Source organism: Variovorax sp. MSC1_012 (genome assembly GCF_023667525.1).
Classification (GTDB): domain Bacteria; phylum Pseudomonadota; class Gammaproteobacteria; order Burkholderiales; family Burkholderiaceae_C; genus Variovorax; species Variovorax beijingensis_B.
Map to the genome: position 1 here is coordinate 4,101,022 of NZ_CM174443.1, position 19,498 is coordinate 4,120,519.

Here is a 19,498-nt window from a genome sequence, read left to right on the forward strand (position 1 = left end):
ATCAATGCCGAGCGATTGCTTCCCGGGGCCGGGTCTCGCCCCGGCGGGCGAGCTACTTTCTTTTGCTTCGCCAAAAGAAAGTAGCCAAAGAAAAGGCGACCCCACTGTCTGCGACCCCTTCGCTGCGCTACGGGGCAACCTGCGGTGCTCGGGTTTCGCGGGGTCCGCAGAACTCGCTTCGCTCAAACAGCTGCGGCCCTGATCCGCGAAACGCTCCGCTCCTCGGCGCATACAGAGGGGATTGAAAACCGAACGGGCCTTTGCTCCGCTCGGCCACCAAGCCACCGCGGCGCGCAGCGCCGCGGTGGTTGGATTTGGCTGTTGGGGTTGGTATTGGGGCCGAGCGAAGCGATGGCCTGTTGGTTCCCACCCCTTCTGTATGCGCCGAGGAGCGCAGATGGAGGCGGGATCAGGGCCGCAGCTGTTTGAGCGAAGCGAGTTCTGCGGACCCCCGCCGGAGTCGAGCACCGCAGGTTGCCCGCAGCGAAGCGGAGGGACGCAGACAGCAGGGGTCGCCTTTCTTTGCTTACTTTCTTTGGCGAAGCAAAGAAAGTGAGTCGCCCGCCGGGGCGAGACCCGGCCTCGGAACAAAAGAAAACCCCTGCAGAACGAAAGACAAACAGCCTTCACGTCCGCTTCTCCTTCAAAGCAGCCACATCCACTTCCGCTCGGCGCCGCCCCCGCAGCAAGCGATCGCTCAACTGCTTCGCAAACCCAGCAATCCCCTGCGGAAACAACAGCACCAGCAGCAGGATGATCGCCCCCAGCGTAGCCCGCCAGTAGTCGGTATTGCGCGCCACCGTGTCATGCAGCCAGCTGAACGTAACCGCACCCACCACCGGCCCCGCCAACGTCTGGATACCGCCAAGCAGCACCATCACCAGCCCATCGACCGACTTGTCCACACTCAGGCTTTCAGGCGAAATGCTGCCCTTCGAAAAAGCATAGAGCGCCCCGGCCAATCCAGCCGCCGCTCCCGCGATGACAAAGGCCGTCCATTGCATGCGCTTGACATCGATGCCGATCGCATCGGCGCGCAGCACCGAATCGCGGCCCGCGCGCAGCGCATAGCCGAACGGCGAGAACAGCACGCGGCGCAGCATCAGGATGCCCGCGGCCACCAGCACCAGCGTGAGCCAGTAGTAAGTGCGCTTGTCCGACAGCCACTCCGAAGGCCACACGCCGGTGAGCCCGTTGCTGCCGCCGGTGAACGAATCCCACTGGTAGACCACGGCCCAGGTGATCTGCGCGAAGGCCAGCGTGAGCATCGCAAGGTATACGCCCGAAAGCCGCACCGCGAACCAGCCGTAGACGAAAGCGCCGATGGCGGCCACCAGCGGTGCGACGATGAGCGCGAGTTCCATCGGCATGCCGCTGGTGCGCACCAGCAATGCGGCACCGTAGGCACCGAGCCCGAAGTAGGCCGCATGCCCGAACGAATGCATGCCGGCAGGGCCCATGATGAAGTGCAGGCTGGCCGCGAACAGCGCCGCGATCAGCAGGTCGATCATCAGCACCGTGGTGTAGGGCGAATCGGCGGTGAGCAGCGGCATCGCCATGAGCGCGAGGCCGAGCGCGGCGACGAGCCACAGGTAGCCCTTGCTCGCGCGCCGCAGCGGTTCTTCCTGCATGCCCACGTAGCGGCTGGGCGCCTGCGGGCGGCCGAGCAGGCCCCAGGGGCGCCACACCAGCACGATGGCCATCACGATGAAATCGACCACCAGCGTGAGCTTGGAGAACGACACGCTGTAGCCGAAGATATCGACCACGCCAAGCCAGATGCACACCGCCTTGATCTCCGACAACAGCAGCGCCGCAACGTAGGCACCGGGAATCGAGCCCATGCCGCCCACCACCACCACCACGAAGGCCGCGCCGATGGTGTTGAGGTCCATCGCAAGCGTGGCCGGCTCGCGCGGCAGCTGCAGCGCACCGCCCAGCGCCGCGAGCGTGGCGCCCAGCGCGAACACGGCGGTGAACAGCCAAGCCTGGTTCACGCCCAGCGCGCTGACCATCTCGCGGTCCTGCGTGGCGGCGCGCACCAGCGTGCCCCAGCGGGTGCGCGTGAGCAGCAGCCACATGAGGCCGAGCACCACCGGTCCGACCACGATCAGGAACAGGTCGTAGGTCGGAAATTGCCGGCCCAGGATGTCGACCGAGCCCGACAGGCCCGGTGCGCGTGGGCCGAGCAGTTCGTCCGGCCCCCAGACATAGAGCACCGCATCCTTGATGACGAGCACCAGTGCAAAAGTGGCCAGCAGCTGGAACAGCTCGGGCGACTTGTAGATGCGGCGCAGCAGCACCATCTCGATCAGCGCGCCGATCACGCCCACCGCCAGCGCGGCAATCAGCACGGCCGGCCAGAAGCCGAGCGTGCCGAGTTTCTCGACCAGCGTGTAGGCAAGGTAGATGCCCACCATGAAGAAGGAGCCATGCGCAAAGTTGACGATGCGCGTGACGCCGAAGATCAACGAAAGGCCGGCCCCCACGAGGAACAGCGACGAAGCCGACGACAGACCGGTGAGGAACTGAAGCAGCAGGGACGAGAGGCTCATGGGTGCAAGCGTTCCGGGAAGAAAAGGTCAGTCTGCGGCGCGCGATTTCTTCACGTCGGCGGCGGTTGGCTGGAACTTGGCGCCGTCGAAGTAGGTGTAGTCGACCATCACGCCCTTGCCGTTCTCGTTCTTCGTCTTGCCGACGAAGGCGCCCATGGTCGACTGGTGGTCTTCGGCGCGGTAGCTGATCTTGCCGAACGGCGTGTCGACCTGCAGGCCCTTGAAGGCGGCGACGAGCTTCGGCGTCTCGGTGCTCCTGGCCTTCTCGATGCCGGCCGCCACCGACTTGATCATGCTGTAGCCCACCACCGAACCGAGGCGCGGGTAGTCCTTGTACTTGCCGTGGTACGCGAGGAAGAAGGCCTTGTGCTCGGGCGTCTGGATGCCGTACCAGGGGTAGCCGGTCACGATCCAGCCGTTGGGCGTCTCGTCCTTCAACGGGTCGAGGTACTCGGGCTCGCCGGTCAGAACGCTCACCACGGTGCGGTCCTTGAACAGGCCGCGGGTGTTGCCTTCGCGCACGAACTTGGAAAGGTCGGCGCCGAACAGCACGTTGAAGACCGCATCGGGCTTGGCATCGGCCAGCGCCTGCACCACGGCACCCGCATCGACCTTGCCGAGCGGCGGCGCCTGCTCGGCGACGAATTCCACATCGGGCTGCGCGGCCTTCAGCAGCGTCTTGAACGCGGCCACGGCCGACTGCCCGTATTCGTAGTTGGGGTACACGACGGCCCAGCGCTTCTTCTTGAGCTTGGCCGCCTCGGGCACCAGCATCGCGGCCTGCATGTAGGTACCGGGGCGCAGGCGGAAGGTGTATTCGTTGCCGCCCTGCCAGGTCATCTTGTCGGTCAGCGGCTCACCGGCCAGGAAGAATATCTTCTTCTGCTTGGCGAAGTCGGCCACGGCCAGGCCGGTGTTCGAGAGGAAGGTGCCGGTGAGCACGTCGATCTTCTCGCGCGCCACCAGCTCCTCGGCCACGCGCACCGCATCGCCGGGGTTGGCGTTGTCGTCGCGCGTGATGAGCTCGACCTTGCGGCCGTTGACCCCGCCCTTGGCGTTGATCTCTTCCACGGCCAGCTCCATGCCCTTCTTGTAGGGCTCGAGGAAGGCGGGCTGGGCCTTGTAGCTGTTGACCTCGCCGATCTTGATCACGCCCTGGGCATGGGCAGGAACGAGGGCGGTGGCCAGCGTGGCAACGGCCGCGGCGCTGAAGACGTGACGCAATGGGTTCATGGGGAAACTCCTTGGGATCGAGAAAGAGAGAACAAAAAGGAAACGACGTGGAAACGGAAGCCGTGGATTCAGCGCAGTCCGTCCTCGCCCTTGATTTCGCTGGCCTGCAGCCCGCCGATGCGCGGCAGCGGACGGCCGCTGTCGGTGACGGCCACCGCCACCACGATCTCGTTGGCGCGCGGCGCGTCGGACACACGCGCCTCGACGGCATCGAAATGGCTGCGCACGAAGGCCGCGTCCTTGTAGCCGAGCGGCACGTCGATGGCCGTGCCGAGCGTGCCGCGCTTCTTGGCCGACGGCACCAGCGCCGCGCCCTTTTCGACGGCCACGCGCAGCGGCGCGCCGAGCTTGGGATGCAGGATGGCGGCGGCATGCTCGAGCTCGCCGTTCTCGCCGACGATGGCGGCCTTGCCATAGCTCTGCGCCTGGCCGGGCTCGATGCCGAGCGCCTTCACGGCCTTCTGGCCGAGGAGCGCACCCAGTTCTTCGCCGATGGCAATCAGCTCGTCCAGGTTTTCGCTGAAGCGGCCCGCATAGGGGTTCTCGATCACCGCAATGGCGACGGCGCGGCGCGTGGGCGGCGTGATCTCCTTGCCCATTTCCTTGCGGGTTTCGTCGACCTGGATGACGAGCTTGCGGATGTTGGCAGTCATGTCTTGTGTTCCTTCTTCGTGTCTCTTGTTCATCAGGTCAGCGCAGGCCGTCCCATTTGCTGATGTCTTTTGCGAGCAGGCCGCCCACGCGTGCATGCACGCGGTAGCCGGTGCTCATTGCCAGGATGAAGACGATCTCGTCGGCCGCCGGTGCGCCGGGCACGCGCACCTCGATGGCGTCGAACTGGCCGCGCACGTAGCTGGCGTTGATGTTGGTGAGCGGCACGTCGAGCGCGGCGCCGGGCGGTCCGACCTTCTTGGTCGAGGGCACGATGGACAGCGCATTGCCGGGCTGGCCGGTCTTTTCCTCGGCCTTGCCCGCGGTGTAGGCCGCGCGGTCGCCCTTCCAGCCGAGCAGTTCGCGCATCGCATAGCCGCCGGGCACATGCCAGAGCGCGCCGTGCTCGAGCTCGCCGGCGGCGCCGACGATGGCGCCCTTGCCGTAGGTGGCGATCTGCTCGAGCGGCACGTCCATGGCGGCGTGCAGCCTGTGCGCCATGTCGACGCCCACCGGGTCGAGCAGCGCCATCATCGGCAGGATGTCGGGCTCGTAGCGGCCCGCAAAGGGATTGGTCAGCACCGCGCCGATGGCACCGCGCACCAGCGGCGTTGCGGCGCGTGGTCCGAACTCGTGGTGTATGTGCTCGACATGGGTGAAGACGCGGCGTATATCGATCATGGAAAGGAACCTTGCTTTTCGTTAAGCAAATACTGAACCAACTGCACCGGACGGCGCTCTGGGCAGCGCCTTCGAGCATAAGGGCTCGACAAGTCGCCACTGCCCCTGGCAAACGAGCAGAGCGGCCCAGGCGAGCCCCTCTTCCTGCAGCACTTTCGCGCACACGGCGCCGGTATCGAGCGCGCTTTTCACCAGCGCGGGCGGAAGCGGCGGCACGTCGACCGTGACCAACCTGTCGCCCAGGTCACTATCGTCCTTGCATTCGCTGGCGGGGCGGCGCCCGATGGCCGCATCGTCCACGTCGACGGCATTGGCAATCACGGTGGCGGCGGCATCAGCCTCGGCCGCGGTGGCGGCGAGAACCGTCACGCTGTCGGCAATGCCCAGGGAAAAGCTGCGCCCGCGCCAGCCGCTGGTGGCCACGCCGCGCACCGGCTGCGCTGCGCCGATCTCGAACTGGCCGTCGGTGGTGAGGATGCCGCTTTCACCCTCCACATGATTGCGCCAGTCGAAGCGTGCGAGGTCGGCGTAGACGCCGACGCGCGCCGACTGGCCCGGCGCCAGGTGCAGCGCGATGTCACCGCCGTTGTTGATCCAGGCGCGCTCGATGCCGGGGCGCTCGTAGAACGCGATCAGCTCCTGCGCCACCGAGCCGGCCACCGCCGCCATCGGCGTGATGAACATCGGCGCGAACGCAGCGCAGGCATTCCACATGCGCGCACCGACCACGCCGCGTGGGCGCACGCTGCCGGTCACGGGCGCGCGCAGCAGCGGCAGCTCGCGCACCAGTTCGTCCAGCACATGGCCGAAGCGCGCCCAGGCCGCGTCGTGCGCGGCGGCAACGGCGTACGGGTCGCCATGCGCCTCGGCCACGATGTCGATCGGGCCGTGGTTGAAGTGCCAGCGGTTCGCGTCGAGCGCGGTACGTTGGGCGGTCATGGCAGCAAGAGCGCGGGGACGGCGCCTTGTTTCTCCCTCCCCTTCCGGGGGAGGGTCGGGGCGGGGGCACGCGGCGCAACCGCCGGGCGCTCTGCCCGCCCCCATCCCGGCCTTCCCCCAGTGGGGGAAGGAGCAACAGCCACGGCGCACGAAAAGACGGCCATCGCTCAACCCAGCATGGGTGGGTGGCCGAGCGGCCACGGATTGGCATCGTCGACGACGACCCACTGCCGCGCCAGCGGCGCGCCGTCTTCCTGCCATGCGCCGCGCGCAAGCGCCTGCTCGAGCGGGAAGATGTGTTCCATGTGGCCGCCGAGCGCCTGGTAGTCGTCACGCCGCATGCTGAACTCGATGGGCGCCACGATGGCCGGCGTGGGCACGGTGCCAAAGCTGTTGTCGGGCATGCGCATGACGTCCGCCATCACGGTGATGCCGCCGCCGGGCCACACATAGGCCGGTGCGCCGCCGCAGGTGACGTTGACGAGCGCACGCTTGATGGCGCGCGTGAGCAGCACCGGGTTTTCGGTGACGCCGGCGCGCAAGGACCCGCCCGCACCACCGAGGAACAGCACGGTGCACAGCGATGGTTCGCAGTTCTCGCCGATGCGCTCGACGATGCGGCGCACCTCGGGCGGCATGGGCTGCTCGACCGGCTTGAGCGCCTCGTCGAGCACGTACCACTGGGCATGCTCGCCGGTGGTCGAGGTCATCAACAGGCGCAGGCCCGGCCGCGCCACGCCTTCTTCCCAGCCCTCGATGATCGACAGCGGATCGGCGATGTCGGTGCCGCCCCAGCCGTTGCCCGGGTTCGCCACCTGGAAATAGCGCCCCGGCGTGGACTTGCGCCCCAGCATCTGGATGCCCGAAGGCGCCATGTCGAGGCAGCGCCCGGCCTGGTGCTCGGTGAGCACGCCGGTGATGTGGTCGTCCACCACCACCACTTCGTCGGCCACGCCCGCGAACTGGCGCGCGAAGATGCCCACGGCCGCCGAGCCGCAGCCCACGCGCATGCGCTGCTCTTCCACGCCGTTGACGATGGGCGCCCTGCCCGCCTGGATGACCAGCGTGGAGCCGCCGTCGATGGTGCATTCGACGGCCTTCTTGTTGCCCAGGAGCTGCATCAGCTCGGCCGTCATGCGGCCTTCCTTCTTGCTGCCGCCTGTGAGGTGGTGCACGCCGCCAAGGGACAGCATCTGCGAGCCGTATTCGGCCGTGGTGACGTGGCCGACCACCTCGCCCTTGTAGCGCACGTTGGCCTGCTCGGAGCCGAGGAAGCGGTCGGTGTCGATCTTCACCTTGAAGCTGCAGTAGCTGAAGATGCCTTCGGTGACCACGGTGACCATGTCGACGCCCTGGGCCTTGGAGGCGACGATGAAAGGGGCGGGCTTGTAGTCGGGGTAGGTGGTGGACGAGCCCACGCCGGTCACGAAGACTTCGTCGGCGTGCAGCAGGTCGCCGTTCCAGTCGGCCGCGCTTCCCGCCACCTTCTCGGCGGCGGGGCGGTCGAACGGCACCAGCACGGGGGCCTCGCTTGCGATCTCGCGGCGCAGCAGCACCACCGGATCGACGCGCACCAGCACGCCCTCCTTGTTCGCATAGCGGTCGCAGGCGCCCGTGCGGCCATCGGAGATCTGGCACAGCACCGGACAGGCGTTGCATTCGACCTTGGCGCTGCTCATCTTCTCGTTGCGCGGCGGTGCCTTGCCGAAGGCGCCAGCGCCGGCCACCGGCATGTCCATGCCGGGCAGTCCGTCTGTCTTGGTGTGTTCTGTCATCGGGGCGATCTCGTGGGGCGTGATGCGGGTCGGGCGCGGGGAAACTCGGTCAGCGGAGGGTTGCAACAAACGTGCCGCCTGCCCGCTTGTGCGCCGCCTTCCGTTTGTGTAGCATTCCCTACACTTTCATGTTGCGTTCACTACATTCGAGATCAATGTAGCAAACAGGCCCGATGCTTGCAATGGTGTTTTCTCGCGGTGTTCATCGGGGTTTTTCCGACCAACGACAATGGAGGGTTCGCAGCCGGCCGGCGGCTGCATGCCCCATAGGCGTGCACTCCGGCTCAGCCACCTTCCACTGTTCCAACCAACTCTTGAGTTCCGTATGAGTGCTTTCAGCGAAGAACGCGTCCTGAGCGTCCACCACTGGACCGACCGCCTGTTCACCTTCACCACCACGCGCGACCCGGCGCTGCGCTTCTCGAACGGCCATTTCACGATGATCGGCCTGAAGGTCAACAACAAGCCGCTGCTGCGCGCCTACAGCATCGTGAGCCCGAACTACGAGGAGCATCTCGAGTTCCTGAGCATCAAGGTGGAAGAAGGCCCGCTCACCTCGAAGCTCCAGCACATCCAGGTGGGCGACACCATCATCGTGGGCCGCAAGCCCACCGGCACGCTGCTGATCGACTACACGCTGCCCGGCAAGCGCCTGTACCTGTTCGGCACGGGCACGGGCCTCGCACCGTTCATGAGCATCATCCGCGACCCGGACACCTACGAGAAGTTCGAGCAGGTCATCCTGGTGCACGGCGTGCGCCAGGTCGACGAGCTGGCCTACCACGACCTCGTGACCGACCACCTGCCCAAGCACGAGTTCCTGGGCGAGATGGTCGAGAAGCAGCTGCTCTACTACCCGACGGTCACGCGCGAGGAATTCCGCAACCAGGGCCGCATCACCGACCTGATCGAGACCAACAAGCTCACCGACGACCTCGGCCTGCCGCCGATCAACCCGGTGGAAGACCGCGTGATGCTGTGCGGCAGCCCGGGCCTGCTGGTGGACCTGAAGCACATCCTGGAGAAGCGCGGCTTCAAGGAAGGCAACACCTCGACGCCGGGCGACTTCGTCGTCGAACGCGCCTTCGCGGAAAAATAAGCCCGGCACCGCGCACGATGGCCGACAGCCGCACCGCAACCAAGCCCCAGCGCCGCACCGGCGTGCGCGAGGCCGCGGCGCAGGCCACGCGCGACAGCATCCTGAAGTCGGCGACCAAGGTGTTCGCCAAGTACGGCTACGACGGCGGCAGCGTGGAGAAGATCTCCAAGGCCGCCAAGTCGTACGACCGCATGATCTACTACTACTTCGGCAGCAAGGAAGGCCTGTTCATCGCGGTGCTCGAAGGCATCTACAAGCGCATGGACGACGCCGAGGCCGCCATTGCGCTGGACGCCTCGCGGCCCGTGGAGGCGCTCACCGAGGTCATCCGCTTCGTGCTGGGCTACTACCGCAGGAACCCCGAGTTCGTGACGCTCTTGAACACCGAGAACCTGCACAAGGGCCGGCACATCTCGAAGTCGCTGCGGGCGCGCGAATACTCGTCGCGGGCGGTGGCGATCATTGCCGAGATCCTGGCCAGCGGCGCGGCGCAGGGCCTGTTCCGCAAGAGCCTGATTGCGCGCGACATCTACCTTCTGATCGCGTCCACCGGCTACTTCTACACCTCGAACCGGCATACGCTCACGGCCTTCCTGGGCGAGCCGCTGGAGTCGCCCGAGGCGATCACGCACTGGGAAGACTTCGTGATCGAGACCGTGCTGCGCACCGTGCGCGCGGACGAGGCGCAGGACAACAACATCCCACCCCACGACGAGGACACCACGAAATGGCAGAAATCGCGAGCAGCGCAAAGTCGGGCAAGGTCGTCATCAAGAACATAGGGCTCTTGCTCTCGGGCGACATCGACAAGCCCATCCTGGACGCCGACACCATCGTGGTGAACGACGGCCTGATCGTGGCGGTCGGCAAGGAAAAGGACTGCGACCTCGAAGGCGCGCAGACCGTCATCGACGCGAAGAAGACCTGCGTGGCGCCCGGCCTGATCGACAGCCACGTGCACCCGGTGTTCGGCGACTGGACGCCGCGCCAGGGCCAGATCGGCTGGATCGACTCCACCATGCACGGCGGCGTCACCACCATGATCTCGGCCGGGGAGGTACACCTGCCCGGACGGCCCAAGGACATCGTGGGCCTGAAGGCGCTGGCCATTACCGCGCAGCGCGCCTTCGACAACTTCCGCCCCGGCGGCGTGAAGGTGCTGGCCGGCGCGCCGGTGATCGAGAAGGGCATGGTCGAGAGCGACTTCAAGGAACTCGCCGACGCCGGCGTGGGCCTGCTCGGCGAAGTGGGCCTGGGCTCGGTGAAAGCAGGCTACGAGGCCAAGGAAATGGTGGCCTGGGCGCGCAAGTACGGCATCCAGAGCACGATCCACACGGGCGGCCCGTCGATCCCGGGCTCGGGCCTGATCGACAAGGACGTGGTGCTCGAGGCCGACGCCGACATCATCGGCCACATCAACGGCGGCCACACCTCGCTGCCCGAGGCGCATGTGTGCGAGCTGTGCGAGAAGAGCTCGCGCGCGATCGAGATCGTGCACAACGGCAACGAGCGCGTGGCCATCGCGGCGGCCAAGGCCGCGCTCGAACTCAAGTGCCCGCACCGCGTGATCCTCGGCACCGACGGGCCGGCGGGCTCGGGCGTGCAGCCGCTGGGCATCCTGCGCATGGTGGCCATGCTGTCGTCCATTGCAAACATCCCGGCCGAGCTGGTGTTCTGCTTTGCCACGGGCAACACGGCGAAGATCCGCAAGCTCAACTGCGGGCTGGTCGAAGTGGGCCGCGACGCCGACTTCGTCTTCATGGACCGCGCGCAGCACTCGCCCGCGCCGGGCCTGCTCGAGAGCGTGCAGCTCGGCGACATCCCGGGCGTGGGCATGGTGATGATCGACGGCATCGTGCGCTGCGGCCGCAGCCGCAACACGCCGCCCGCGACCGAAATCCCCGTGGTGGTGTCGACGGCGCACTGAGGCGCCAGCGCTTGACTTTCTCCTTCCTCCTCTGGGGGAAGGTCGGGATGGGGGCAGGCAGAGGCCGATGGCTAAGCCGCCTGCCCCCACCCCAGCCCTCCCCCAGAGGGGGAGAGAGCAACACTGCTACTTCGCGCGAAACACCAGGTAGCGCGCGGACAGGAAGTTCACGGCCAGCCCTGCGCAGCTACCCAGCGCCACGCCGGCCGCGGGCGCCCAGGCGCCCGAAGCCCAGTGCAGCACCAGCACATACGCGCCGTAGTTGACGACCGCGCCGCCCAGCATGGTGGCCAGATAGCCGAGGTACTCGCGCACGATCGGCGTCGCCGCGCCCGAGGAGCGCCGCGCCGCGAAGGTGTAGCGCCGGTTCAGTGCCCAGGTGGCCGTCGCGGCCGCCAGGAATGACAGCACCCGCGCGCCGTACCAGCCCAAAAGCGGCGCCGCAAGGTACAGCACGGCCACGTCGACCACGAATCCCGCCGCTCCGACGATGGCGAACGCCAGGAACTCGCGGCCCGCCTTCATGGCTTGCGGCGGAACTGCCCGACGCCGGGAATCGCGAGGTAGCGCAGCCGCTTGGCCTCGCGCCGGGCGAGCCGGATGGCGTGCATCACGACGCCGCAAACCATCGATAGCATCGCGGCCAGCATGGCGCCGGTCGCCAGCACCGCCGTGGGGAGCCGGGGCACCAGGCCGGTGTGCAGGTAGGTGAGCAGCAGCGGAATGGCCAGCGCGATCGCGCCCGCCGCGAGCACTGCGGCAAGGATCGAGAAAAACTGCAGCGGCCGCTCGCTGATGAACAGCTTGCAGATGGTCTTCAGGATGCGCCAGCCGTCGCGGTAGGTCGAGAGCTTGCTGTGCGAGCCTTCGGGCCGCGTGCTGTAGGCGGTGTCGAACTCGGCATGGGGCATGCGCAGCTCGAGCGCGTGCACCGTGAGCTCGGTCTCGATCTCGAAGCCCTGCGAGAGCGCCGGGAACGATTTCGCATAGCGGCGCGAGAACACGCGGTAGCCCGAGAGCATGTCGGTCAGCCCGCCGCCGAAGAGCTGCGCCACGGCACCGGTGAGCAGCCGGTTGCCGAAGCGGTGGCCGGCGCGGTAGGTGAGCGCGTTCTGCCCATCGTCGACGCGGCAGCCCACCACCATGTCGAGGTTGCGCTCCACCAGCGCATCCACCAGCCGCGGTGCGCTGGCCACGTCGTAGGTGGCGTCTCCGTCGACCGTCACGTACACGTCGGCCTCGACGTCGGCGAACATGCGCCGCACGACGTTGCCCTTGCCGGGCGCCGCCACGTGCGTCACCGTGGCGCCGCTCGCACGTGCGATGGCGGCCGTGTCGTCGGTCGAGTTGTTGTCGAAGACGTGGATCTCGGCCTCCGGCAGTGCCGCGCGGAATTGCGCGACCACCTGCGCGATCGACAGCGCCTCGTTGTAGCAGGGGATCACCGCCGCGATGCGGATCGGGGCGCGGGCGGCAGCGGAGGGGTTGTCGTCGGTCATGGTGCGGTCGAGAGAATGCGGTAGACCCGGCCACCGTCTTTTTCGTACAGCAGGGCGAAATGTTCGTCGAAGCCGGGCCGGGTGGCCAGCGTGGGCACCATCGAGGTCGGCATGACGATGGCCGTGAATCCCATGGCGGCCAGCTTGCGCGCCATGTCGCCCGGAAGCAGCAGCAGGAAATCGCGGTAGCGCCACGGGCCGAGCGTATCGCCCCAGATCGGATTGGGGCCGTAGTAGATCGCCTCGTTCAGCGCGATCTGGTAGACGCGCCCGTTGGCATGCTGGCGCAGGTAGTCCATGGCGGCATAGCCCGGCACATGCTGGCGCAGGAAGGCTTCGCGGGTTTCGGGCGTGGGCGAGATCATCGCCACCTTGCCGGCGGTCTGGCCCAGCGACACCGCGGCCAGCGCGGCCAGCAGCAGGACGACGATCCAGTCGCCGGCAAGGCCCAGGCGTCCCGCAGGTGCGGCAGCTGCGGGCGTGGCCTCCACCGGCCCGCCCCTGGCCCCGAACGCGCGGCGCACGCCCGCGGCGATCCCGCCGAACAGCACCTGCCAGCCGATGGCCGCCATCAGCGCGAGCAGCGGGAACGAGGCCGTGAGGTAGCGCGGATAGCGCGAGGTCAAGAGCCACACGGCCACGGAATAGAAGCAGAACCAGCCCGCGGCGCGCAGCGCGGCCGAGCGCTTCCACAGCAGGCTGAACGGCGCCAGGAACACGGCCCAGATCAGCGCGTTGGGCCGCGCTGCATGGTCGCGCACGTCGGCCACCTGCTGCACGTAGTCGGCCGGGATCCAGTCGGTGAAGCCGAACACGCGCGCGCCGATGGGGTTGAACGGATCGCCGGTCATGACCGCGTTGCGCGCGTACCAGTAGATGCACGGGATCAGGAAGCAGAGCAGCGCCAGCGCCCAGGCCCTGGGCCGGCGCTCGTGCCAGACGACGAACAGCGCCACCAGCGGCAGGAAGGTGAGCGCCTGGTACTTGGAGCCCGCGGCCACCCCGAGGCAGAACGCCGCCAGCCCGAGCCAGCGCGTGCCGCCCTGCAGCGGCTGCGATTCGCGCCACCACCACAGCGCCACGCAGGCGCTGAGCACGAAGAGCGCCACGCCCATGTCGATCAGCGCGTTGGAATAGTCGCCGATGCCGATCCAGATCGCCGCGCCGATGCAGGCCGTGAGCCGGTTCGCATGCTGGATGCCGAGGCGGTAGACCATCACCGCCGAAAGCGCGCCAGCCAGCGCATTGAGAAAGTGCGGCAGCACGTCGTCGCCCACCTGGAGCGCGGCCGCATACAGCAGGTTGTAGTTGTAGGGGAACCAGGGGTAGCGCAGCCACTCGTGGATGCCCAGCGAGCCCTGCTGCGCCACCTGCCGCGCATAGGGCAGGTGGTACATCAGCTCGTCGAAGGCGGCGGGCGGCGCGAGCGGCGCGACCAGCGCGGGCAGCGCCACCAGGGCCAGCGCGATGGCGGCGATCCTTTCGGCGCGGGTCCACGGCGCAGCGGGGGCGCGCAGCGTCCGCACTTCGCGCCACCAGGGCCGCAGCTGCAGCGCGGCCGCCAGCACGCCGGCGGCAATCAGCGCCGCGGTGGCGCCCGGCTTGAATGCGCCGAAGATCGCGAGCAGCTGGAAGGCGCAGATGAAAAGGCCGACACCCAGGGCCGCCGCCATGGCTGCCTCGAGCCAGGCGTCCCGGCGCGGCGGCGGTGCAAGGCGCACCAGCAGCGCGCGCCCGAAACCCCAGCAGCCAAGGACAAAGACCGCCAATGCCGCGTAGTGCGCGGCAGCAAACATCAGCTTCTGAATAACAACTCCCGGCGCCGGGCGGCCACGCCGGCCGGCAGGTTCAAAGGTTCGGCGCCAGCAGGCGCTCGAGTTCGGATTCGCTGGTCCGGCGGCGCGCCGCCTGGTCCTGCAACTGGTCGTGCCCGATCTTGCCGACGTTGAAGTACGTCGACTCGGGATGGCTCAGGTAGAAGCCGCTCACGCTGGCGGCGGGCATCATAGCGAGGCTTTCGGTCAGCGTCATGCCAATGTCCGCGCAACCCAGAAGGTCGAACATCGGGCGCTTCACGCTGTGGTCGGGGCAGGCCGGGTAGCCCGGCGCGGGACGGATGCCGCGGTATTTCTCGGCGATCATGTCCTCGTTGCTCAAGCCCTCGTCGGGCGCATAGCCCCAGAGGTCGGTGCGCGCGCGATGGTGCAGCGATTCGGCAAAGGCCTCGGCCAGCCGGTCGGCCAGCGCCTTGAGCATGATGGCCGAGTAGTCGTCGAGGTCGTCGATGAAGTACTTCTCCTTCTTCTCGACGCCCAGGCCCGCCGTGACCGCGAACACGCCCACGTAGTCTTTCAGCCCGCTGTCCTTCGGCGCGACGAAGTCGGCCAGGCAGCGGCTCGGTCGCATCACGCCCTCGATCACCTGCTTCTCGGTCTGCTGTCGCATGCCGTACCAGGTGAGCGCGACTTCGCTGCGCGTCTCGTCGGTGTAGAGCTCGATGTCGTCGTCGTTCACCGTGTTGGCGGGCCAGAAGCCGACCACGCCGCTCGCGCTGAGCCAGCGGCCCTCGATCAGGCGCTTGAGCATGCGCTGGCCATCGGCATACACGCGCACGGCCTCGGTGCCGACGATCTCGTCCTTCAGGATGGCGGGGAACGGGCCCGCGAGGTCCCAGGTCTGGAAGAACGGGCCCCAGTCGATGTACCTGGCGAGCTCGGTCAGGTCGAAGTTCTTGAACAGGCGCCGGCCGATGAACTTGGGCACCGGCGGCGTGTAGCCGGACCAGACGACCGGCGTCTTGTTGGCGCGCGCCTTGGCCAGCGGCCACATCGGCACCTGCTTCTTGTTGGCGTGCTGCGTGCGCACCTTCTCGTAGTCGGCATTGATCTCGTCGATGTACGCGGTGGCCTGGTCGGAGAGCAGCGACTGCGCCACGCTCACGCTGCGCGAGGCATCGGGCACGTAGACCACCGGGCCTTCGTAGTGCGGCGCGATCTTCACGGCGGTGTGCACGCGGCTGGTGGTGGCGCCGCCGATCAGAAGCGGAATCTTCCTGATGCGGAAGTGGTCGTCCTTCTGCATCTCGCCGGCCACGTACTGCATTTCTTCCAGGCTCGGCGTGATGAGGCCGGAGAGGCCCACGATGTCCGCGCCCTCGACCTTCGCCTTGGCGAGAATTTCGTGGCACGGGACCATCACGCCCATGTTCACCACTTCGAAGTTGTTGCACTGGAGCACGACGGTGACGATGTTCTTGCCGATGTCGTGCACGTCGCCCTTCACGGTGGCGATGATGATCTTGCCCTTGGTGCGCACGTCGCGGCCCGCGGCCTCGTCCTGGCGCTTTTCTTCCTCGATGTAGGGGATGAGGTGAGCCACGGCCGACTTCATCACACGCGCCGACTTCACCACCTGCGGCAGGAACATCTTGCCCTGGCCGAACAGGTCGCCCACGATGTTCATGCCGTCCATCAGCGGCCCTTCGATCACGTGCAGCGGCCGGCCGCCCTTGGCGAGGACCTGCTGGTAGGCCTCCTCGGTGTCCTCGACGATGAAGTCGGTGATGCCGTGCACCATGGCATGCGACAGGCGCTGGTTGACGTGCACCGGATGCTCCGGCGTGCCGCGCCATTCGAGCTTCTTGCTGTCGTCCTTGGCGCCGCTCTTGGCGGTCTCGGCCACTTCGACGAGGCGCTCGCCGGCGGTCATGACGGGCTCGCCTTCGGCGATCCGTGGCCGGCGGTTCAGCACCACGTCTTCCACGCGCTCGCGCAGCGTGGGCTCGAGGTCGTCATACACGCCCACCATGCCGGCATTGACGATGCCCATGTCCATGCCCGCCTGGATCGCGTGGTACAGGAACACGGTGTGGATGGCTTCGCGCACCGGGTCGTTGCCGCGGAAGCTGAAGCTCACGTTGCTCACGCCGCCCGACACCTTGGCGCCGGGCAGGTTCTGCTTGATCCAGCGCACCGCGTTGATGAAGTCGACCGCGTAGTTGTCGTGCTCCTCGATGCCGGTGGCAATCGCGAAGATGTTGGGGTCGAAGATGATGTCCTCGGGCGGGAAGCCCACCTCGTCCACCAGGATGCGGTAGGCGCGCTCGCAGATCTCGATCTTGCGCTCGTAGGTGTCGGCCTGGCCCTTCTCGTCGAAGGCCATCACCACCGCGGCGGCGCCGTAGCGCCTCACGAGCTTGGCCTCGTGCTTGAACTTGTCGACCCCCTCCTTCATGGAGATGGAGTTGACGATGCCCTTGCCCTGGATGCAGCGCAGGCCGGCCTCGATGACTTCCCACTTGGAGCTGTCGACCATCACCGGCACGCGCGCGATGTCGGGCTCGCTGGCGATCAGGTTCAAAAAGCGCACCATGGCGGCCTTGCTGTCGAGCATGGCCTCGTCCATGTTGATGTCGATCACCTGCGCGCCGTTCTCCACCTGCTGGCGCGCCACGGCCAGGGCCTCTTCGAACTGGCCGTTCAGGATCATCCGCGCGAAGGCCTTGGAGCCGGTGACGTTGGTGCGCTCGCCGATGTTGACGAACAGCGACCCGGCGTCGATGGCCACCGGTTCGAGGCCGGACAGCTTCATCGGGGGGACGCGGGGCGTGGAAACTTCGCTCATGGGGGCTCACCTGGGCAGGAAAAAACGTCAGGTGAGCGTCGTTTGTTGCGGCTTGCGCCCCGGCCGGCGGGGCGCCTTCCAAGCCTGACGGCGGGCCTCTTGATGCGGGCCGCCGCTGCAACGCTCCTTGGAAGGGAGCGCAATTTTACCGGCTGCGGCAAGGGCCGCGGCCGCCAGGGGCGTTCAGGCCCCCTGCCCGGCCGCCGCTGCCGAGCCGGCGTTGGCGGGCGCGGCCGAGGCCGGCAACCCGAACACCCGGTCGAAGCCCCAGTTGAAGACGAAGGTGTAGACCAGGAAGAACACCACCAGGCCCAGGTCCATCACCAGCGCCTGCCAGAGCGTCACGCCCAGGCCCCAGGCGAACAGCGGCACCAGCACCGCGATCAATCCGCCCTCGAAGCCGACCGCATGCGCCATGCGCCGGCGCACGCTGCGCCCGCGCACCGCCTGGCGCGACTCCCAGCGCTCGAACAGGGCGTTGAAGACCAGGTTCCAGATCACGGCAATGACCGAGGCGGCCACCGCCAGCACGCCCGAATGGCCGAGCCCCGCGTCCGTCATCAGCGCCAGCCCGGCACTGGCGGCCACGATGGCGATGCCTTCGTAAAGGCTGATGTAGACGACGCGGCGCTGGAACCCTTGCATGACTGTTTCCTCTGGCAAATGAAGAGATGGCTGGACTTTATTTGCTGTTCGCTGATATAAAAAGTCAACTTATTTCAGTTTTATTGATAGATCGGCACAGCAGATGGCTTTCTCCAGCGACAACGTCGAAGTCTTCCTGGCCGTGATCGACCACGGCTCCTTCTCGGCCGCGGCGCGCGCGCTGCACAAGGTGCCTTCGGCCGTCAGCATGGCCATTGCCAACCTGGAGGCCGAACTGGCCCTGCCGCTGTTCGACCGCAGCGGCCGCGAGCCGCAGCCGACCGCCGCCGCCCGTTCGCTGGAGCCGCAGGCGCGGCTCCTCGCCGCCCAGTTGAAGCAGCTGCAGGTGCAGGCCCTGGCGCTCACGCAGGGCCTGGAAAACCGGCTCACGCTGGCCATTGCGCCCGAACTGCTGGCCGCGCCCTGGAGCGGGCCGCTGGCCGCGCTGGCCGAGGAATATCCGCTGCTGCAGGTCGAGGTGCTGGCGGCGCCGCAGGCCGATGCGCTGGCGCTGCTGCACAGCGGCCGCGCGCAGCTGGCGCTGGTGTTCGAACGCCCGAGCCTCGACGGCCGCGAGGGGTTCCAGGAAGTCGGCAGCGACACCATGGTCGCCGTGATGGCGCCCGGCCATCCGGTGCTGATGGCGGCCGCCGGCGAGCGGCTGCGCGAGGAGCACCTGACGAACACCCGGCAGATCGTGGTGGCGGGGCGCGACCTCGCCACCAGCGACCCGCGCTTCGTGTTCGCGCGCCACGTCTGGCGCACCGACAACGCGCTGGCCGCGCTGAGCCTGATCACGGCCGGACTCGGCTGGGGCTGGTTGCCGCGCAATTTCGCCAGGCCGCACGTGGCCGCGGGCGCGCTGGTCGAGATTCCATTCGAGAACCTCAGCAACGGGCTCGACCTGTGGGTCGACGTGGTGTGGTCGCGCGAGCGGCCGCTGGGGTTGGGGGCTCAGCGCTTCGTGGCGCTGATTGCGCGCGACCGGCAGGCCGCGGCGGGCATTCCCACCGCGCAGGCGCGCGGCTGATCAGTCGCGGTGGCCTTGGCCGCCGCCCTTGCCGCCGCCTTCACCGCCGCCGTGCGGGCGGCCGCCGCCCCCGCCACCACCTGCGCCGGGCCGTCCGCCGCCCGGATGCATCTGCGGCTGGCCGGGTGGCGGCCCGGGCCGGAAGGCCGGCTGGGGCCGCGGCGGCTTGAAGCCGGGGTCCGCAGGCGGGCGGAAACCCGGGCCCGGCTGCGGTGGGCGGTAGCCCGGCCCCGGCTGTGGGCGGTAGCCCGGCCCGGGCTGTGGACGCACGCCGGGCGGCGGCGCGGGCTTGAACCCTGGGCCCGGCCATGGCTTGGGCTGCCAGGCCGGCCGCACCGGTGGCGGGGGACGCCAGCCGGGCACCGGCGGAGGCGGCGGCCGGCTGCCCCACCAGCGGCGCTCGCCGTACCAGGGCCGGTCGCGGTAGTAGTCGGCCCAGTAGCTGCCGATCACGAACGTGACGATGGGCACGCCGATCACCGCGGCATAGCTGGCCAGCGGCACACGCTGCTCCTGGTAGGCGTAGTCCAGGCTTCGGGCCCAGACCCAGCCGCGCCCGCCGTCGGGCAGCACCACGTCGCACCAGCTATAGCCGCCGGTGCAGCCGATCACGTCGAGCGGCTGGCCCGGGCCGAGGCGCGCCACCAGCGGATAGTCGCTGGAGGGCCCGGCCCGCAGGTTGACCGTGCCGCGCGTGAAGGCCTGCTGCGCCGCGGCGGCCAGCGGCAAGGCCAGCGCAACAGCGCCGATGCCGATCCAGCGCATGGAGAGTTTGTTGTTCATGATCAGCTTCCTTTGCGCCGCCAGCCTAGGCGGCGGCCCGGATGCCGTCAATCAGCCA

Annotated in this window: 16 protein-coding genes and 1 riboswitch; of the genes, 4 read left to right on the forward strand and 12 right to left on the reverse strand. The window is 68.0% G+C overall.

Translation table 11 applies throughout. From position 1 onward, the window contains the following. Positions 1–626: 626 nt before the first annotated feature. The 6 genes from L1081_RS19175 to L1081_RS19200 all read right to left on the reverse strand — a co-directional run bounded on the left by L1081_RS19175 (position 627) and on the right by L1081_RS19200 (position 7,834). Positions 627–2,555: an ABC transporter permease subunit gene (locus tag L1081_RS19175; RefSeq protein WP_489413593.1), complete on the reverse strand. Its 1,929-nt coding sequence runs from the start codon at positions 2,553–2,555 to the stop codon at positions 627–629. 27 nt (positions 2,556–2,582) lie between these two features. Continuing rightward, a complete protein-coding gene (locus tag L1081_RS19180; protein WP_489413594.1) occupies positions 2,583–3,788 on the reverse strand; it encodes an ABC transporter substrate-binding protein in 1,206 nt (401 codons plus the stop codon). A gap of 68 nt (positions 3,789–3,856) precedes the next feature. Beyond that, on the reverse strand, positions 3,857–4,441 hold the full coding sequence (locus L1081_RS19185; RefSeq protein ID WP_489413595.1) for an amino acid synthesis family protein: 585 nt from the start codon (positions 4,439–4,441) through the stop codon (positions 3,857–3,859). Positions 4,442–4,478: 37 nt separating this feature from the next. Beyond that, positions 4,479–5,120, reverse strand: coding sequence for an amino acid synthesis family protein (locus L1081_RS19190; protein WP_307656144.1), 642 nt, complete (start codon positions 5,118–5,120; stop codon positions 4,479–4,481). Positions 5,121–5,141: 21 nt separating this feature from the next. Then, positions 5,142–6,059 carry a UPF0280 family protein gene (locus L1081_RS19195; protein ID WP_489413596.1) on the reverse strand — a complete coding sequence of 306 codons (918 nt, stop codon included), beginning with the start codon at positions 6,057–6,059 and terminating at the stop codon, positions 5,142–5,144. A 167-nt stretch (positions 6,060–6,226) separates the two neighbouring features. Then, positions 6,227–7,834: a 6-hydroxynicotinate reductase gene (locus L1081_RS19200; RefSeq protein ID WP_489413597.1), complete on the reverse strand. Its 1,608-nt coding sequence runs from the start codon at positions 7,832–7,834 to the stop codon at positions 6,227–6,229. Positions 7,835–8,159: 325 nt separating this feature from the next. On the opposite strand from L1081_RS19200, the gene L1081_RS19205 reads away from it, so the two are divergent. From L1081_RS19205 to L1081_RS19215, 3 genes are read left to right on the forward strand one after another with little or no spacing between them, the layout of a single operon-like run. Then, complete coding sequence (locus tag L1081_RS19205; protein WP_028256313.1) at positions 8,160–8,933, forward strand: ferredoxin--NADP reductase; 774 nt, start codon at positions 8,160–8,162, stop codon at positions 8,931–8,933. Between the two features lie 17 nt (positions 8,934–8,950). Then, complete coding sequence (locus L1081_RS19210; protein WP_489413598.1) at positions 8,951–9,715, forward strand: TetR family transcriptional regulator; 765 nt, start codon at positions 8,951–8,953, stop codon at positions 9,713–9,715. Then, positions 9,661–10,860 (forward strand): amidohydrolase family protein, encoded by a 1,200-nt coding sequence (locus L1081_RS19215; protein ID WP_489413599.1) that lies wholly within the window; start codon positions 9,661–9,663, stop codon positions 10,858–10,860. The genes L1081_RS19210 and L1081_RS19215 overlap by 55 nt, the downstream gene beginning before the upstream one ends. Positions 10,861–10,986: 126 nt before the next feature. On the opposite strand, the gene L1081_RS19220 is transcribed toward L1081_RS19215, so the two are convergent. The 5 genes from L1081_RS19220 to L1081_RS19240 form a co-directional block, all read right to left on the reverse strand. After that, positions 10,987–11,385 carry a GtrA family protein gene (locus L1081_RS19220; protein WP_489413600.1) on the reverse strand — a complete coding sequence of 133 codons (399 nt, stop codon included), beginning with the start codon at positions 11,383–11,385 and terminating at the stop codon, positions 10,987–10,989. Beyond that, positions 11,382–12,359 carry a glycosyltransferase family 2 protein gene (locus tag L1081_RS19225; protein WP_012745338.1) on the reverse strand — a complete coding sequence of 326 codons (978 nt, stop codon included), beginning with the start codon at positions 12,357–12,359 and terminating at the stop codon, positions 11,382–11,384. Before L1081_RS19225 ends, L1081_RS19220 begins: the two co-directional genes overlap by 4 nt. Next, the gene (locus tag L1081_RS19230) at positions 12,356–14,155 is read right to left on the reverse strand and encodes a phospholipid carrier-dependent glycosyltransferase (protein WP_489413601.1); all 1,800 of its coding nucleotides are present in this window, start codon (positions 14,153–14,155) and stop codon (positions 12,356–12,358) included. Before L1081_RS19230 ends, L1081_RS19225 begins: the two co-directional genes overlap by 4 nt. Before the next feature lie 52 nt (positions 14,156–14,207). Beyond that, complete coding sequence (gene metH, locus L1081_RS19235; RefSeq protein WP_489416816.1) at positions 14,208–16,949, reverse strand: methionine synthase; 2,742 nt, start codon at positions 16,947–16,949, stop codon at positions 14,208–14,210. A gap of 59 nt (positions 16,950–17,008) precedes the next feature. Next, positions 17,009–17,117: riboswitch (S-adenosyl-L-homocysteine riboswitch) on the reverse strand. A 48-nt stretch (positions 17,118–17,165) separates the two neighbouring features. Beyond that, positions 17,166–17,627 (reverse strand): PACE efflux transporter, encoded by a 462-nt coding sequence (locus L1081_RS19240; protein WP_489413602.1) that lies wholly within the window; start codon positions 17,625–17,627, stop codon positions 17,166–17,168. Between the two features lie 103 nt (positions 17,628–17,730). Between L1081_RS19240 and L1081_RS19245 the strand changes: the two genes are divergently transcribed. Next, a complete protein-coding gene (locus L1081_RS19245) occupies positions 17,731–18,657 on the forward strand; it encodes a LysR substrate-binding domain-containing protein (RefSeq protein WP_489413603.1) in 927 nt (308 codons plus the stop codon). Here the strand turns inward: L1081_RS19245 and L1081_RS19250 are convergent, their stop codons facing one another. Continuing rightward, complete coding sequence (locus tag L1081_RS19250; protein WP_489413604.1) at positions 18,658–19,440, reverse strand: SH3 domain-containing protein; 783 nt, start codon at positions 19,438–19,440, stop codon at positions 18,658–18,660. It abuts the gene before it with no gap. Positions 19,441–19,498: the final 58 nt, after the last annotated feature.

Bases quoted from the DNA above. Each gene is read 5' to 3' on its own strand.
- L1081_RS19220 (WP_489413600.1), bottom strand. From the start codon at position 11,385: ATGAAGGCGGGCCGCGAGTTCCTGGCGTTCGCCATCGTCGGAGCGGCG.
- L1081_RS19250 (WP_489413604.1), bottom strand. From the start codon at position 19,440: ATGAACAACAAACTCTCCATGCGCTGGATCGGCATCGGCGCTGTTGCG.
- L1081_RS19230 (WP_489413601.1), bottom strand. From the start codon at position 14,155: ATGTTTGCTGCCGCGCACTACGCGGCATTGGCGGTCTTTGTCCTTGGC.
- L1081_RS19200 (WP_489413597.1), bottom strand. From the start codon at position 7,834: ATGACAGAACACACCAAGACAGACGGACTGCCCGGCATGGACATGCCG.
- L1081_RS19245 (WP_489413603.1), top strand. From the start codon at position 17,731: ATGGCTTTCTCCAGCGACAACGTCGAAGTCTTCCTGGCCGTGATCGAC.
- L1081_RS19180 (WP_489413594.1), bottom strand. From the start codon at position 3,788: ATGAACCCATTGCGTCACGTCTTCAGCGCCGCGGCCGTTGCCACGCTG.
- L1081_RS19190 (WP_307656144.1), bottom strand. From the start codon at position 5,120: ATGATCGATATACGCCGCGTCTTCACCCATGTCGAGCACATACACCAC.
- L1081_RS19225 (WP_012745338.1), bottom strand. From the start codon at position 12,359: ATGACCGACGACAACCCCTCCGCTGCCGCCCGCGCCCCGATCCGCATC.
- L1081_RS19185 (WP_489413595.1), bottom strand. From the start codon at position 4,441: ATGACTGCCAACATCCGCAAGCTCGTCATCCAGGTCGACGAAACCCGC.
- L1081_RS19205 (WP_028256313.1), top strand. From the start codon at position 8,160: ATGAGTGCTTTCAGCGAAGAACGCGTCCTGAGCGTCCACCACTGGACC.
- L1081_RS19175 (WP_489413593.1), bottom strand. From the start codon at position 2,555: ATGAGCCTCTCGTCCCTGCTGCTTCAGTTCCTCACCGGTCTGTCGTCG.
- L1081_RS19195 (WP_489413596.1), bottom strand. From the start codon at position 6,059: ATGACCGCCCAACGTACCGCGCTCGACGCGAACCGCTGGCACTTCAAC.
- L1081_RS19210 (WP_489413598.1), top strand. From the start codon at position 8,951: ATGGCCGACAGCCGCACCGCAACCAAGCCCCAGCGCCGCACCGGCGTG.
- L1081_RS19215 (WP_489413599.1), top strand. From the start codon at position 9,661: ATGGCAGAAATCGCGAGCAGCGCAAAGTCGGGCAAGGTCGTCATCAAG.
- metH (WP_489416816.1), bottom strand. From the start codon at position 16,949: ATGAAGCTGTCCGGCCTCGAACCGGTGGCCATCGACGCCGGGTCGCTG.
- L1081_RS19240 (WP_489413602.1), bottom strand. From the start codon at position 17,627: ATGCAAGGGTTCCAGCGCCGCGTCGTCTACATCAGCCTTTACGAAGGC.